The sequence below is a fragment of the Saccharibacillus sacchari genome, assembly GCF_037722395.1.
GTDB classification, from domain to species: Bacteria; Bacillota; Bacilli; order Paenibacillales; family Paenibacillaceae; genus Saccharibacillus; species Saccharibacillus sacchari_A.
Map to the genome: position 1 here is coordinate 167,268 of NZ_JBBKAR010000016.1, position 15,510 is coordinate 182,777.

The 15,510-nt window shown below is 56.9% G+C and carries 17 protein-coding genes; 4 read left to right on the top strand and 13 right to left on the bottom strand.

Going from position 1 to position 15,510, the window contains the following annotated elements; translation table 11 throughout:
• Positions 1-66: 66 nt before the first annotated feature.
• Positions 67-912, top strand: a complete 846-nt coding sequence (locus WKI47_RS04945) for an isocitrate lyase/phosphoenolpyruvate mutase family protein (RefSeq protein WP_340226053.1) — start codon at positions 67-69, stop codon at positions 910-912.
• A gap of 227 nt (positions 913-1,139) precedes the next feature.
• Here the strand turns inward: WKI47_RS04945 and WKI47_RS04950 are convergent, their stop codons facing one another.
• Positions 1,140-1,865: a stalk domain-containing protein gene (locus WKI47_RS04950; RefSeq protein WP_340226054.1), complete on the bottom strand. Its 726-nt coding sequence runs from the start codon at positions 1,863-1,865 to the stop codon at positions 1,140-1,142.
• A gap of 204 nt (positions 1,866-2,069) precedes the next feature.
• On the opposite strand from WKI47_RS04950, the gene WKI47_RS04955 reads away from it, so the two are divergent.
• The gene (locus WKI47_RS04955; RefSeq protein ID WP_340226055.1) at positions 2,070-3,869 is read left to right on the top strand and encodes a methyl-accepting chemotaxis protein; all 1,800 of its coding nucleotides are present in this window, start codon (positions 2,070-2,072) and stop codon (positions 3,867-3,869) included.
• Between the two features lie 165 nt (positions 3,870-4,034).
• Here the strand turns inward: WKI47_RS04955 and WKI47_RS04960 are convergent, their stop codons facing one another.
• Both WKI47_RS04960 and WKI47_RS04965 read right to left on the bottom strand, forming a co-directional pair.
• Entirely contained in the window at positions 4,035-4,808 is a 774-nt protein-coding gene (locus tag WKI47_RS04960) for an SDR family oxidoreductase (RefSeq protein ID WP_340226056.1), read from the bottom strand.
• 44 nt (positions 4,809-4,852) lie between these two features.
• Complete coding sequence (locus tag WKI47_RS04965) at positions 4,853-5,134, bottom strand: Atu4866 domain-containing protein (RefSeq protein ID WP_340226057.1); 282 nt, start codon at positions 5,132-5,134, stop codon at positions 4,853-4,855.
• Positions 5,135-5,307: 173 nt separating this feature from the next.
• Between WKI47_RS04965 and WKI47_RS04970 the strand changes: the two genes are divergently transcribed.
• Positions 5,308-6,243, top strand: a complete 936-nt coding sequence (locus tag WKI47_RS04970) for an AraC family transcriptional regulator (protein ID WP_340226058.1) — start codon at positions 5,308-5,310, stop codon at positions 6,241-6,243.
• A 20-nt stretch (positions 6,244-6,263) separates the two neighbouring features.
• Here the strand turns inward: WKI47_RS04970 and WKI47_RS04975 are convergent, their stop codons facing one another.
• Positions 6,264-6,704 (bottom strand): PRD domain-containing protein, encoded by a 441-nt coding sequence (locus WKI47_RS04975; protein ID WP_340226059.1) that lies wholly within the window; start codon positions 6,702-6,704, stop codon positions 6,264-6,266.
• A 136-nt stretch (positions 6,705-6,840) separates the two neighbouring features.
• Here WKI47_RS04975 and WKI47_RS04980 point away from each other — a divergent pair, with 136 nt between their 5' ends.
• A complete protein-coding gene (locus WKI47_RS04980) occupies positions 6,841-7,809 on the top strand; it encodes a LacI family DNA-binding transcriptional regulator (protein WP_340226060.1) in 969 nt (322 codons plus the stop codon).
• A 22-nt stretch (positions 7,810-7,831) separates the two neighbouring features.
• On the opposite strand, the gene WKI47_RS04985 is transcribed toward WKI47_RS04980, so the two are convergent.
• From WKI47_RS04985 to WKI47_RS05025, 9 genes are all read right to left on the bottom strand, one after another.
• Positions 7,832-8,623 carry a class I SAM-dependent methyltransferase gene (locus WKI47_RS04985; protein ID WP_340226061.1) on the bottom strand — a complete coding sequence of 264 codons (792 nt, stop codon included), beginning with the start codon at positions 8,621-8,623 and terminating at the stop codon, positions 7,832-7,834.
• Complete coding sequence (nikA, locus tag WKI47_RS04990; RefSeq protein WP_340226062.1) at positions 8,620-10,266, bottom strand: nickel ABC transporter substrate-binding protein; 1,647 nt, start codon at positions 10,264-10,266, stop codon at positions 8,620-8,622. The genes WKI47_RS04985 and nikA overlap by 4 nt, the downstream gene beginning before the upstream one ends.
• Positions 10,267-10,291: 25 nt before the next feature.
• A complete protein-coding gene (locus WKI47_RS04995) occupies positions 10,292-11,131 on the bottom strand; it encodes an ABC transporter ATP-binding protein (RefSeq protein WP_340226063.1) in 840 nt (279 codons plus the stop codon).
• A 17-nt stretch (positions 11,132-11,148) separates the two neighbouring features.
• Positions 11,149-11,949, bottom strand: a complete 801-nt coding sequence (locus tag WKI47_RS05000; protein ID WP_340226064.1) for an ABC transporter ATP-binding protein — start codon at positions 11,947-11,949, stop codon at positions 11,149-11,151.
• Positions 11,946-12,749 (bottom strand): nickel transporter permease, encoded by an 804-nt coding sequence (nikC, locus tag WKI47_RS05005; protein WP_340226209.1) that lies wholly within the window; start codon positions 12,747-12,749, stop codon positions 11,946-11,948. The genes WKI47_RS05000 and nikC overlap by 4 nt, the downstream gene beginning before the upstream one ends.
• 25 nt (positions 12,750-12,774) lie before the next feature.
• Positions 12,775-13,674, bottom strand: coding sequence for a nickel ABC transporter permease (gene nikB, locus WKI47_RS05010; protein ID WP_340226065.1), 900 nt, complete (start codon positions 13,672-13,674; stop codon positions 12,775-12,777).
• A 151-nt stretch (positions 13,675-13,825) separates the two neighbouring features.
• Positions 13,826-14,155 (bottom strand): DUF3024 domain-containing protein, encoded by a 330-nt coding sequence (locus WKI47_RS05015; RefSeq protein WP_340226066.1) that lies wholly within the window; start codon positions 14,153-14,155, stop codon positions 13,826-13,828.
• Between the two features lie 30 nt (positions 14,156-14,185).
• Positions 14,186-14,323, bottom strand: coding sequence for a hypothetical protein (locus WKI47_RS05020; RefSeq protein ID WP_340226067.1), 138 nt, complete (start codon positions 14,321-14,323; stop codon positions 14,186-14,188).
• Entirely contained in the window at positions 14,317-15,444 is a 1,128-nt protein-coding gene (locus WKI47_RS05025; RefSeq protein WP_340226068.1) for an NAD(P)/FAD-dependent oxidoreductase, read from the bottom strand. Before WKI47_RS05025 ends, WKI47_RS05020 begins: the two co-directional genes overlap by 7 nt.
• Positions 15,445-15,510 lie beyond the last annotated feature (66 nt).

Consider the following 15,510-nt stretch of genomic DNA (forward strand, 5'->3'; position numbering starts at 1 on the left):
TTGCGCGAATCGGCATTTTATTCCGTCCGCCGGACGGGACTACCTTATCCAACAGGAGGCATTTTTATGAATACCGACAATTGTGCAAACCCGGCCGCCGCTTTCTCTCCAAACGACAACCGCTCCGCCGAATCCATAGCCGAGTTTCGCAATCTGCATCGCGCAGGCGGGCTGCTGTTTCTCGGCAACGCCTGGGATGTCGCTTCGGCGATCGCGTTGGAACAAGCCGGCTTTGCGGCGATCGGCACGACCAGCTACGGCATCGCCGAAGCGCTCGGCATGCGCGACGGCGAGAACGTGCCGTTCGAACGCCATGTCTCGATCGTTCGCGATATCGTCGCGCGCGTCGGCATTCCGGTATCGGCCGATATCGAAGCGGGGTATGCTTCGAGCGACGCGGATATCGTGGACAACGCGCTGCGGATCGCGGACGCGGGCGCGGCCGGGCTCAATATCGAAGATTCGCCCAAAAATCTGAAAACGTTGCGGGACGCCGCCGAACAAGCCCGGTTGCTATCGAAGCTGCGCAGCGCGCTGGACGCGCGCGGCTTCGAAGGCTTTTTCGTTAACGCGCGTACCGATACGTACCTGACGCCGAGCGTAAGCGACCCGTTGGCCGAAACGCTGCTTCGCGCGCAAGCCTATGCTTCGAGCGGCGCGGACGGCATTTTCGTTCCCGGCTTGTCGGCAGACGCCGATATCGCCGCCGTCGCTTCGGCTTCGGCGATCCCGTTGAACGTTATGTCGCTGCCGGGTTTGACCTCGACGCGGCATTTGCAAAAACTCGGCGTCCGGCGCTTCAGCTTCGGCAACGCGCTGGCCGATCTGTCGCTCGCTTTTATCCAAAAAGCCGCGAACGAATTGCTGCACGATCAAAACACGGAATCGCTATATTCGCATCTGCCGCGTTGACGCGCTTTTTGGACGGATAAGCGAATACCTCGGCATCGGATTGGATCATTTTGCTCTCCGTGCCGAACACCGGACTCCGCACTCCATACTCGATACTCCGCACAAAAAAAGCAGCCCAAAAGCCCGAATTCAAGCTTTTGAGCTGCTTTGTCGTGTGCATTTTTCGCCTTTGTTTTGGTTTCGGGTGTTCGTTTTACGCTTCTCGTTTTGTTATCCCACCGCCGGAATCAGAACGAAGCTTTTTCCACATGCACGGCTACCGCCTGGATTTGGGCTTTGCTCAAGCTGCCGTTGTCGGACCAGATCGTCACGAAACGGTCGCCGACCGGGAATGTAAGCATGTCGCGGTCGGACGGTTTGTACCAGTTGCCTTTGACGCCGTTGGACAGCGTGACCGGGGTGAAGTCGTAACCGAACGAATCGTCGCGCGGCGCGATCGCTACCTTCATGTTATCGAAAACGTACGTGACCGAGTCGCCCCCGGCGCCTACGCTGCGGAATGTGTCTCCGGTCGCGGCCTGCATCGGCGCGTACGCCGTTTCGAAGCCTTCGAAAGCGGCAAAAGCTTGTTTCGCCGCCGCTTTTTGAGCGGCCGTATACGTGATAGCCGTCAAGCCGGATTGCGTTTGCCCTGTCGGCGTGCCCGAATGGTTTCCGGCGCTTTGGGTTCCGACAACCACTTTTTTCCCGGCCGCGTCGTACGTGACCGGAACGTTCAACGCTTCGCCCAATGCGCGTACGGGCAGATACGTCGTATTGTTGTACACGATCGGATCGAGACTTTTGCCTGCCGCGTCTTTCGGCGTATACGCCTGTCCGTTGACGACGAAGCCCAATTCGTGATTCAGCTGCGCTTTGATGCTTTCGACATTCGACGCGGCGTACGCGCCTACCGAAGCGGAAAGGGTCATGCCCGCTACCATTGCTGCTGCGATCCATTTTTTCGATTTCATGATTGATTGCCTCCCTGGGGTATCGTTTTTTTGAAGCCTTTGCTGTTGCGATGCCCTAAATATACCGAAGCAATATCTCGAAAAAGCCAATGAATTGTATCCGTGACGTAAACATTTTGTACGGCCGGAGCATGAAACCTCTTCAAGTTTCGCGTTTTTTCGACGATAATGAACAACGGGTATTCATCAAGGAGGTGTATCGGATTGAAAGCAGGTAAACGGAAAACATTGGGCTTGCGAACAAAGCTGTATCTGATCATCTTGGTTCCGCTTGTGGTGATCGGCATACTTGTCATGCTAACGACACGTTCGGCCATTAAGCAGGCCGCGTTGACGACGATGCAGGAGGATACGCGCCGTTTAGCGGAAAATACGGCGATCCATCTCGGCCAACAAGCAAGCGCGATTCAAAGCGTGTACGCGGACGGCGAAAAAGCTCCTGCTTACCGCACGCTCCGGGACGAATTGAGTACGCTCCGTCAACAGGCCGGGGTTCTGTACGTATATATGCTGAATCATACGGAGGCAGGTTGGACCTATACCGTGGACGGAGCCGACTGGGGCGATGACGACTACAGCCCGTTCGGCTCGGAAGCGTCGTTCGACGCGGACGTCGATACGGGTCTGCTGCAAGGCGAAACGGTCAATACGCCTGTCGTGCACAGCGCCGAATATGGCGATCTGTTCTCTTCCTTCACGCCGATCCGCGACGAAAGCGGCAGCGTGATCGGTTATCTGGGCATCGACGTCGACGCGAATACGCTTCGGCAAGTCGCGGCGAATACGCTGGCCGATTCGTACCGGCTTATCGTTCCGCTGTTCGCCGCGACCTTGCTGCTGTCGATGCTGATTATGCTGCTGGTGGTGAACCGTCTGCTCAAACAGGTGGACGGGATCAAAAAAGGACTGGAACGCGTAGCCGAAGGCAATCTGGACGCGTCCGTCGAAAAAATCACCGGCGACCAGCTTGGCGATATCGCCGTGCTGACCGGACATATGACCGCGCGGATCACGGACATGATCGGGCAGATCAAAAGCGGCTCCGACACGCTGGTCTTGTCGGCCGGACATGTCGGAAAGACGGCGGGTACCAACAATCAGCAAGCCGAAGAACTGGCAAGAGCGATCCGCGAGATCGCTTCCGGCTCGATGCAGCAAGCCGAAGAAACGGAACGCGCCGCGCAGCTGACCGATCGGCTCGGCGGCATGATGGACGAAGTCGCGTCTTACGTCCGGCATTTCACCGACGTCTCGGAGAAACTCGGCTCCGTGCAGGCGGAAGTCAGCCGCGAGCATGAAGCGCTGCTCGGCAAAAGCCGCGACAATATGCGGCGCACCGCCGATCTGACCGGGATGTCCGCCGAACTGGACCGCAAATCCAAGTTGGCCGCTTCGGTCAGCGAACGTCTGAACACGATCGTCAAGCAAACGCAGATTTTGTCGCTGAACGCCACGATCGAAGCGTCGCGGGCCGGCGAAGCGGGCAAAGGCTTCGCGGTCGTCGCCGGGGAGATGGGTTTGCTTGCCCAGCAGTCGAAAGACTCGATTCGGGAGATCGAAACCATTCTCGGTTCTTTCGTCGAGCAGGTCGACCGGATGAACGAACATTTCGAAGCGAATCGCGTCAGCGCGCAAGAGCAAGAAATGCAGATCGCCCAATGCCTGCGGACGTTCGGCGAAGTCTCCGATTTGTCCAAACAGATCGAAACGCTGGCCGAGCGGCTCGACGGCAGAGCGGGCGATATGCAAAGCGCGCGCCGCGAAGTCGAGCAGCATATGAACGATATCGCCGCGGCGACCGAACAGACGTCGGCCATGACCGAACAAGTCTCCGCGAGCGCCGAAGAACAACAGCGTTCCGCGCTCGAACTGGACACTATCGCGCGGCGGCTGTCCGAAGTGGCCGACGGCATGCAAACCGTGGCGCGGCAGTTTCGCACCCGGCAAGACCAACATGCGCAGAACGGGAACGATCAGGATCAAAGCGTTTCATCGGAAGATTGAACCGCGCTCGGAACCGCATCCGGAATCTCTTCGAAATCACAGTTTCAATCCGCAAAAAGCCGACCTCCTTTTCGGGAAGTCGGCTTTTGACGTTTCGGCTCCTGACGCTTGCCGGACTCGCCGCCGCATGTGTCTGCTTTGTTCGTGCCTGCGGCTCCAGGCCGATCAGCCCGCGTTTTTCGACGGCCGGACGAGCAGTTCGTTCACGTCCACGCCTTCCGGCTGGGCGACGGCGTACGCGATCGCTTCGGCGATCGCCTGCGCGGGCAGCGCCACGCGCCGGAATTCGCGCATTGCCGCGCGGGCGTGCTCGTCGGAGATGCTGTCCGCCAGCTCCGATTCCGTGACGCCCGGCGAAATCAACGTCACGCGGATCTCGCGGTCCGTTTCCATTCGCAGCCCGTCCGAAATCGCCCGCACCGCGTATTTGGTCGCGCAGTACACGGACGCGGTCGGCGTCACTTCGTAAGCGCCGATCGACGCGACGTTCACGAAGTGTCCCCCACGCTGACGCTGCATGATCGGAAGTCCCGCCGCAATCCCGTGCAGCACGCCGCGGATATTGACGTCGATCATGCGGTTCCATTCGTCGATTTTGCGTTCTTGCAGATTGGACAGCGGCATCACGCCTGCATTGTTCACGATCACGTCGACGCGCCCGAATGTTTCTGCGGCGTGCCGCACGAACTTTTCCATGTCTTCGTGATCGGTCACGTCGAGCTTGCGGTACTCCGCCGTGCCGCCCGCCGAACGAATCTGCCGCGTCAACCGTTCCAGCCGTTCGACGCGACGCGCGCCGAGCACGACTTTGGCTCCGCGTTCGGCCAGCAGCGTTGCCGCCGCTTCGCCGATCCCGCTGCTCGCGCCCGTGATCAGAATGACCTTGCCTGCCACGCCGTGCGTTTGCTGTTCGTTGGTCGTCTTTTTATCCGCGTTCATAGTGATTCCTCCCTGTCATGTCCGGCTATCGCCGAACGCTTATTTTATTTTTCGCGGTAAAAAACCATGCCTCCGTGATACAGCACGCCGTCGCGGAATTCGCCGTCCGCGGTAAAACCGGTGTCGTCGACGTAATCGATATGCCGGCCTTGAATCGTATAACGGCCGGTGTACGCACTGATCCGGCTGCCGCGCGCTTCGTCGTACCGTCCGTTCGGCAGCAGTTCCTGACGGATCACCCCGTCCGCCGTTACCCACATCCCGGCGTAGGAATGCGGCTTTTCGCTTCCGTTATGGAGACTGTTATCGAGACTGCCCGTGTTCATGTTTATCCCTCCTTTGGCTGGTGCTCGTGTTCAGTATGAAGGATGCGGAACGCGGGGAGATAGAACGATCGACGCAAAAAATTGCCTAATCCGCGCAATGTCTTTCGTTTGCGCAAACCGGCAATGTATAATCGAAGAATACTCATCCGCAAGCAAGCAGAGGAGGATTCCCCTTGTATTCAACTTCTTTTCCCGATACCGGCCAAAAAGAAAAGCTTCGCCAGCTTGCCGCTTCTATTGCCCGATTCTCCACGAGCGACGGCACGCACCCGACCGACTTCCCTCCCTTGTCGCTCATTCGGAGCGCAGAGGACGCCGTTCCGGTGTACACCGTGTACGAACCGTCGATCTGCCTCGTCGCCCAGGGAAGCAAACGGGTGCTGCTCGGCGACGAAACTTACCGTTACGGGCCTTCGCAATATTTCGCCGTGTCGGTCGAGCTGCCGATCTCCGGCGAAGTGACGGAAGCGTCGAACGAACTCCCGTATCTGGCGGTGCGTTTGCGGATCGACCCGCAGCAGGTGCTGGAGTTGATCCGCGAAAGCGGTCCGACGCCTCGCGGCGCGACTTCCCGCGGCCTTTATGTCAGCGAAGCCGCTTCGGGCATGCTCGACGCTTTTTTGCGATTGGTACGTTTGCTTGAAACGCCGGACGATCTTGACGTGCTAGCCCCGATGGCCGCCCGCGAAATTGTGTACCGCGCGCTACGCGACAGCCAGGGACAAGCGATCCGGCAGATGGCGCCGGGCGCCGGACATGCCGCTTCCGTCGCCGAAGCGATTCGCCGGATTCGCGAGCGCTACAACGAGAATCTTCGGATCGACGAATTGGCGGAAAACGTCGGCATGAGCCCGTCTTCGCTGCATCGGCGCTTCCGCGAAGTGACGGCGATGAGCCCGCTGCAATTCCAAAAGCAAATCCGGCTTCAAGAAGCGCGGCGGATGCTGCTCAGCGAGCCTGTCCAGGCTGCCGAAGCCGCTTTTCGCGTCGGCTACGAAAGCCCTTCGCAGTTCAACCGCGAATACGTCCGCTTGTTCGGGCGGCCGCCGCTTGCCGATATCCGCCGATTGAAAAAGCTGCCCGAAAACCGTACGGCAAGCGAACGTTGAAGCTTATTCCGCTATAACAATCAAGCTCCTTTTTTCACGCTGCCCGAAACCACTTTATGCACATGCAGCATCAGGTCGAGCAATTCGTCTTCCGGCAAACGCGTGCCGCAACGGCGTTCCAGATCGGTCCGGATTTCTCCGGCGCATGCGTAACATTCCGGCATATGTTCGCGGATCAGCCGACCGAGCGTGCCGTCGGTCGCGGCGCTGCGGTCTTCCGTACGCAGTGCACGGCGCACCGAAGTGCGCATATGCTCGGCAAACCGCCGATAAGTCAAAACCGATACGTCAGAGCTTGCTATGCCAAAACGTCGTTCGATGATGTCGAATGCGTTTTCGAGTGTGGCAAACAAAAGCTCACCTTCTCCGCCCGTCGCCTGTTTCTGCCAATAGATCGCTTCGTTCATCTGTTCTTCTTCCGCGATTACCATATGTTCGTTAATGATTTGCGTGATTCTCATTCTTGTCGCCTCCCTTTCGTTCTCTCCCGTTGATACCAGCATAATTTGTGACATCGATTTCAGGTCAACCCCTTTTTTCGTTCGCAGCGAAAAAAGCGGTTTTTTGATATACTTTTGGGCAAAGGGGGCGACGGGGATGACGAATATCAAAGAAATTGCAAAACGTGCTGGCGTATCGCCCTCCACGGTTTCTCGCGCGCTCAGCGGAAAAGGCTATGTCAGCGAAGAAAAGAAACGAAGGGTGCTGGCCGTAGCCGAAGAATTCGATTACGCGCCCAACCTGAACGCTCTTTCGCTCAAAACGGGAATAACGCGCAGGCTCGGGCTCGTGGCGCCTGCTTTTATCGAATCCGTCAGCCTGTTCACGGGCGGATTCGTGCGGGCCGCCGAGGAGAACGGATATACCGTGACCTTATTTATGACAGGCAGCGATGTATCCAAAGAGGTCGAAGCGCTCGAAGCGCTTCGACGCAAACAGGTGGACGCGCTTGTGTTCGTTATGTTCAAAAGCGATTTGTCGCTGATTGCAAGCTATACGAAATACGGTCCGATCGTGTCATGGCAGCGGATTATCCATCCTAACATTCCATCTGTATTCATGAATCAGTACGACGGCTATACGATCGCCCTTGAACATTTGTACGCGCGTGGCTATCGTCGGATTTGCAACATTTATGGATCACCGACGCGATTGAACACACAAAGCCGTATCGACGCGTTTCGGGATTTTTGCGCCAAATATGAACTCGACCCCCTTGCCTGTCCGTCTTTTGACGATATGGGCAACCCTTCGCACGGAGAGCAGATGGTCCGTTGGTGGCTGGAAAACGGACAGATTCCCGACGCGTTTGCCACGACCAACGACCGCGTCGCGGCAGGCATGGTCGCGGAAGCGCGCAGGCTCGGTTTGCGGATTCCCGAAGATTTCGCCGTCTGCGGCTTCGACAATCTGGACTTCGCGGATATGCTCGACTTGACGACGATTCATTATCCCGTCAACGAGCAGGCCGGCAACGCGTTCTCGATCATCCGCAGCCGCATCGAAGAGATCGAACTGCCGCTGCGCCCGCTGAAGTTCCATCTGGTTCAGCGCAGCACAACGTAATCCAAAAACACGGATGACGAAACTATTCGTTATCCGCTTTTTGCATGCCCGAGAAGGGTTTCTCCGCCACGATCATGAACCGCGCTCCATTCATAAACCCGTACTTCAAATGATGCATCGGTAGCTCCTTCGCGGACATATGGTCCCGCCGTACCTCAAGCTTTTCAAACCCGACTTCTTTCAATACCCGCTCGTCTTCCTCCGGCCGCGGCACCTGGACGAACGGCAAATCATCCAACACGCCGAGCTTGCGGCTTTCCTTTTTACGCATCCGGCGCTCGGTCAGCAAAATCAACAGCCAAGAGAACCCGTAACGAATCCGGTTCGCGAACGATCGATTTTCTTCATATAAATAATTCCCGTCGAACACGATCAGCCGACCGCCCGGCTTCAATACGCGATGCCACTCCGCATAAGCGCGAACCGGATCGGGCAGCGTCCATACCACATCCCGGCACACGATCGCATCGAAGCGATTGTTTTGGAATATTCGCAAATCCGAAGCATCCGCCAGACTCACCGGAACATCGGGAAAACCGAACTCCCGCACATTTTTCCCGGCACGTTCGACCATCCCGGGCGAAGCGTCCACCGCCTCGGGACGGTGACCGAGCCGTGACAGCAAAATAGAAAAGAAACCCGGCCCCGTGCCTACGTCGAGAACCTGTTGGGAAGGAGCGTCGCCCAACCCTTCCGTTAATCTTTTTTCCCAAAAAGAGACTTCCGTCCGGCTGCGAAACTGGGTATGGATCACTTTGTCATAGCCGTCCGCACCCGAATTCCAATAATTCGATACATCTTCCAGCTTGCTCATTCCATGACCTCCAGACGGTTCCATAAGATCGGCTCGAATGTCGTATAGCCGGCTTCCACGCCTCGCAGCCTTTTATTGAAAACGAACAAATCATCCGGGTAATAAAGCGACGCGAACATCGCCTGCCCGTCCATCCGGGCAAAAATCTGATCGTACGTGCCCTGACGCTTCTTTTCCTCCGTCGAGGCCAGCGCCGTATCGATAAGCTGCTCCAATTCGGCGTCCGACCAAGCCACGGCCGCAGTATCTCCGGTCCGATGGAACAACGAGCTTAGAAACGAATGCGGATTGTAGGCGTCGTCATAGGTGCGATACACGATCATGTCGTACGCTTTGGTCGTCCACAGCGCGTCGTAATAGGCATTGGGTTCCAGCACCTGCAACTCGACGCTAATGCCTACGTTTTGCAGCTCGGCCTGAATCAGTTCCGCCATCGGCTTCCATTCGGGAAAATCGACCTGCTGCAACACCAGACTCAGCTTAAGCGGCGTGCCGTTTTTTTCGACGAGGCCGTCTCCGTCCGTATCGGTGTAGCCGCTCTCGGCGAGCCGCGATCGGGCAGCTTCCGGATCATAACCGTAACCTTTGCTGTTCGACTCCGTCACGTAAGGCACGGTCGACGGGAACAGCCCTTTGGCTTCGCTGCCGATACCGCCCATCAGATCGTTCACGATGCTTGACTTGTCGATCGCCAGATTAATCGCTTTTCGCACGTTCACGTCTTGCAGATCGGGATTGCTGCCGTTGTAGACGAGAAAATGCGAGCTGGTGCCCGGCGATCTCAGCCTTTCCAACGAAGCTTCGTTTTCGATCACCGGCAGGCTTTCCAGCGGCAAGCGGCTCATCTGTCCTCCGGCCAAATCGACTTCCCCGCTTTGCAAAGCCAATACGCGGGATTGCGGATCGGGAATGACTTTTAACGTGATCTTCGACAGCTTAGGCGCATCGCCCCAATAATTCGGATTTCGCACCAGCACCGCTTCCTGATCGGTCTTATAGCTGTCCGCCATCCATGCGCCGGTGCCGATCGGTTTAACGAATGTTCCTTGGCTATCGCCTGCCGGTTCGACCGCGTTCGGACTGATGATCCGTACCGGACGCGCGAAGGTCAGCTCGGTCAATAGCGGATAATAAGCGCGGTCGAACGTCATCTGCACCGTATGATCGTCTACAATCTCCAGCGATTGCATCGCGGTAGCGACAGTCAGCGAATTGGAAGGATCATGTATCCAGCGTTCGAATGAGAATTTTACGGCTTCCGCGTTAAAATCCGATCCGTCCGAAAACTTTACCCCTTGCCGCAAATGAAAGGTGTACGTTTTGCCGTCTTCCGAGATCTCCCAAGACTCTGCCAACGCCGGCTCGATTTGTCCTTTTTCACCGTATTGCACCAAACCATCGTAGATCATCGCATGTACGTTCATCGAACCGTCGTAGGCGCCCGCATCCAGACGGTCCAGCCCCACGTCGCCCGACACGGCCACCGTGATTTCCTGCTGCGCGGCAGGTTGAACCTTATCGGTATCCGTATTGGCTGTCGGATCGCCCGGCGACGAACTTCCGGCTCCCGAGCATCCTGCCAGCAATACGGACAGCAGGGTCGCCGCCGTTATTGCTTTTTTCCAAAAAGTTGATTTTTGCATGGATAAGCCCTCTTCTCTATGTCTATTAAAAGGATGGATTGGATAGGCGACTGTCGATTTTGCGTTCTCGGGGATGTCGCGCCGGAATCGAATCCAGCAGCATCCGCGTGTAGGCGTGAGTCGCTTGCTCTAGCGAATCGGCATAAGGCAGCTCCTCTACGATCCCGCCGTGACGCATGACGATCGCTCGATCGCAAAAACGGCCCACGATCGATAGATCATGCGTGATGAACAAGTAGGACAAGCCGAGACTTTTTTTCAATTCGTCAAGCAAATCCATTGCCTGTCGGCGCAGACCGAAATCCAGGCTGGAAAAAGGTTCGTCCAAAATCAGAATCTCCGGCTTCCGCACGAGCGCCCGCGCGATACCGACCCGCTGCTGCTGGCCTCCGCTCAATTCGGCTGGGAGACGGCCGAGATGCGAAGCGCCAAGCCCGACAGACTCCAGCGTATGCAAAATACGTGCACGCCTTTCTGCCGCGTTGCGGATGCCCGCGTTACGCAGCGGTTCGGCTATGATTCGCTCAACGGTAAAAGCAGGATTGAACGAAGACAGACTGTTTTGAAAAACAAGCTGCATCCGACTTCGCACTTCTCGCATCCGGCCGAAGCTCCAATCCGTGATATCCGTTCCCCGGTACCGTACACGGCCGGCGCTCGGCTGTTCCAGGCGCAGCAGCATGCGTGCCAGCGTGCTTTTCCCGCAGCCGCTTTCGCCGACCAATCCAAGCGTTTCGTTTTGCCGGAGTTCAAAAGACACGCTATTCACGGCAGGGAGCGACTGTCGCGGATTGCGCTTCGCAAACAGACCGCCTTTTTGCCCGTCGTATATTTTCGTCAGTTCGACCGCTTCCAGCAGCTTCAAGACCTCACTCCTTTTCGCTATAACCGGCTATTCAGCAGTTCACGTGTATACGCATGCCGAGGATGATCAAACACCGAATAAACGTCGCCATACTCCACGATCCGCCCCGCCTGCATCACATACATATCTTCCGCCAGCTCGGCGACAACGCCCAAATCGTGTGTAATAAGCAAAATACCTACATCTTCTTCCCGGCTCACCCGGCGCAGCTCGCGCAAAATTTGCGACTGCACGCTGACGTCGAGCGCGGTCGTCGGTTCGTCGGCGATCAACAGCTTGGCTCCCGACACAAGCGCCAGCGCGATCATAATCCGTTGGCACATGCCGCCGCTAAGCTGAAACGCGTGTTTAGACAATAGCGATTCGGCATTCGGCAGACCGGCGCGCTTCAGTTGGGCGACGGCGATCCGTCTGGCTTCGGTCCGGCCCACAGGTCGATGACGGCGGATCGTCTCAATCAACTGCCGCCCGATCGGCAGGACCGGATTGAGCGCGTTCGCGGGATCTTGAAAAACCATCGCTATATCGCGACCGCGAAACGCTTTCCGCTTGTGCGGCGGAAGGCTTTGAAGCTCGATGCCGTTCAACCGGATTTCGCCCTGTTCCACATGTCCGGACGAACCCAGCAATCCCATCGCCGCCAAAGCTATGGCGCTTTTGCCGCTGCCGCTTTCGCCGACCAGCGCCGTAATGCGGCCAGCTTTAACCGACAAGCTGACATCGTTCGCGGCCGTTACAGCCGTAGGCCCGAAGCCGTAACGCAAGGTCAAATGCCGGATACAAAGCAATTCGGTAGAAGCTTCAGCAGAAGCGCTCATTTGGCGACCCTCCTTTGTTCGCGCAGTCCTTCCGCCAGCAAATTGAAGCCCAACACGCATAGCGCAATAGCCAAGCCCGGAAATATCATCAAATTCGGCACCGTCTGGATATAAGGCCTACTGTCGCTCAGCATCACGCCCCATTCCGGAGCAGGCGGCTGCGATCCCAGACCGAGAAACGACAAACCGGCCAGTGCCAGCATGATCGTTCCCACCTCCATCGAAGCCAGTACCAGAATCGGACGTGCCGCGCCGCGCAAAACATGGTCGAACGCGATTCGCAAATGCGAAGAACCGGAAGCGCGGGCAGCGAGCACATAATCATTCGCTTTCAGCTGCAAAACCATGCCCCGGATCAATCTGGCGTAGCCTGCCCACCAGACCGAAGCGAACGCCAGCAGCAGATGGGCTTGGCCCGGACCGAGCATCGCGGCAATAGCCAGAGCCAGAATCAGACTTGGAAAAGCAAGCAAAATATCGACAATCCGCATCACAAAACGATCAATTGTCCCTCCGACATAGCCGGACAAAACGCCGACCGGCACACTGATTGCCAGCACGGTGACCAAGACGGCCAGCGCGCAGAACAAAGACTGCCGGGTGCCGTAGATCAAACGGGACAATACGCAGCGACCCAGATGATCGGTTCCGAGCGGATAATCCATCGACGGTCCGGCCAATCGATGCGTCATATGCACGTCCAGCGGATTCGAAGGAGCTATCAGAGGCGCAAGCAGGCCCACGCTCAGAACTCCCAGCACGATAAAGCCGCCGAGATAGGCCGGAACATTTTTTGGCATAATCAAGCCGTTCATCCTTCCCTTTTCACTTCATTCTGGGATCAAGCAGCTTGTAGAAGCCGTCCACTGCCCTGTTAGTCAAGACGACAATCAGCGCTGTCAGCAGCACATACCCTTGAATGACGACATAGTCTTTGGCATAGATCGCTTCGACCGCGAATTTGCCGATTCCCGGCCAGGCGAACAGCGTCTCTACAATGACCGCCCCTCCGAGCAGCGCGCCGATCTGCATGCCGAGCAGCGTAATGCTCGGCAGCAGGGCGTTGCGCAGCGCATGACCCGCGATCACCGCGCCTTCGCGTAATCCTCTTGCCCGGGCCGCCCGGACATAAGGCCGTTCAAGCACTTCCAGCATGCCTGTCCGGATCAACCTGATATATACGCCGGCAATGCCGAAGCCTAAAGTCAATGCAGGCAGCACGACGCTAACAGGACTATCCATCCCGGCGACAGGGAACATTTTCAACCGAACCGCCCCGTAAAATAACAACAGCAGACCCAACCAGTAGGCCGGCACGGACACGCTCGCCAACGAGATCAGCTTGCTGATCCGGTCCCACCAGCTCGCCTGGAAAAGGGCCGCCGCGATTCCGAGCGGCAGCGACAGCAGCGCCGCGAACACGACGGCACATAAGGCAAGCCAAGCCGTAGCGGGCAAGCGGCTTAATAACTCTTGGGCTACAGGTTTGCCTGTGGTCAGCGATAAGCCGAGATCCAGTCGCAGCACCCGTCCCAGCCATTCGACGTACTGGATATGCAGCGGCGCGTCCAGACCTAGCGATTGCCTGAGGGCTTCAACGGCTTCGCGCGTCGGCTGCACGCCGTCCGCACGCAGCATGATTTCGGCCGGATCGCCCGGAGCCAGATGCATCAGGCTGAACGTAATCAAAGACACGCCCAACAGTACAACCAGCAGATTTACCAAACGGGTTATTCCTCTGCGTACGGACGTAACGATTCCTCCTTTTCCGACTTCCGGCTTGCACGTTTGAAGGAATAGCCAAGATCAGCGAATTCGTTATCGTCGGCCGCAATCCGGACAAATCTTGTTTCCGTGAGCAATACGCTGCGTGTCTTCACTTCCAAAACAATCCCTCCGGATCAAGCTCGAACTGCTCAAGCTGATCCTCAAAATGCGGCTGCGGCGTCAGCGATGGCGCCTCGGCCCATTTTCCGTCTTCCGTTTTGGCATACAGGCTCCAGGCACCCTGTTCCAAACGGAACTGCGCCAGGTCTTTGCCTTGCCAACCGTAACGCGGCGGCTCCGGGCGTTCTTCGGTCAAAGTGACGCAATCCTCCTCCATCCGGTAAACGATTCGTACCGCCCTGCGCATGCTCGGCGGAATTTTTTCCGAAATATAACCGCGAAGCAAAGCTTCCAATCTTTTCGCATCGAGCGCATCCATATTCGATCCCTACCTTTATCGTTTTCGTTTTTAAAAAAAGAACAACCATACAAGCCCCGCTGTGGTCGCGAGCGACGTCGCCTCCTGCTTGCCTGCCGATTCGAAGCCGACCGGCACGGTCGAACGCAAAGCGGTATCCGGGTCCGATTGGCGTACACGCCCTAACACGTGCAATCTTCTTCGCAGCAGGACAGGTCGATCAGCAGCATCCCTTCGCGCCGATATTCGTTCAGCGGAGACAGGTCGAGCCCCAGGCGTCTGGCGATCTCTCCACCGACGACCCCGAAGCGCTGCCGGAACTTGTAAATGAAGCAAAAAATCAGATCGTCATGCACCACGCCAGGCCCGGCCAAAAAGAAACCCGGTGTAACCGTGGATTCGTCGTATTCGTTCAGCAGCACGGCGCCGTCTTCTTTTTTCGCAAAATGCTCGTCCACCATCCGCAAGCTGCCTGCAAAGCCATTTGCCAAAATCGGGGGATAAGGCGTATGTAAAAAGCTTTCCTCTCCATTGGCGTTCTCGCTGTAGAGCAAGTAGCCTCCATCCTCCTTGGGCTCGATCCAATGTACCTCGTGACCGGCCAACAGCTTGATTTTTCCGTCTTCAACATCTTTCAGACGGTCCTTCGTAAACGGCGATAGCGTCAAGCTGGGATCGCTGCTCCCTTTTGCTGTCCAACGGCCGCTATGGTCGATGACGGTGACCCTTTTCCCCTGCCGAGCCAAATGAATGGCCGCGTCCGCGCCGCTCTCATACCCGCCGATTACGATATATTCGTCACCGGGAAGCTCTGTCCACTCACGAACAAGACTGCTGTGCGTCGCATACTCAGATCCGGGAAAAGCGTCGGTATTCGGATATTGGAATTCACCGGCTGCCCAGATCACATAACGGCTTCGCATAGGGCCACGGCTCGTATCCAGCTCAAATCCGCCTCCGTCCAACGGACGAATAGCCGCAACATCCGTGTTTGGATAAACAGGCAGTTTGCGATAAGCGGCCAATGCCTCCAGATAATCCGCATACTCGTCACCGGAAGGATGCTCCGTGCCCAGCGTAAAAGCAGGAGACGTGCGCAGCGATATCGAATTCAAATCAAGCAGGCCATACGCGTTGCCCGTAAACGAAGGCGTAATCATGCGCGTTTCTTTCGGCCAAAGTCGAAAAGAAGAGCCGATTCCGCCCCGATCCAACACGGCGAAACGGTCGATTTTCAAATCTTGCAACACACATCCTATACCAAGCCCTGCGGCACCTGCGCCCACGACCAGACAATCGAACTCTTCCACTTTGTTCACCTCAAAACTTTAATAGTAATAATTACGATTTAACCAGAGCATACGGCGTTCCTGCTT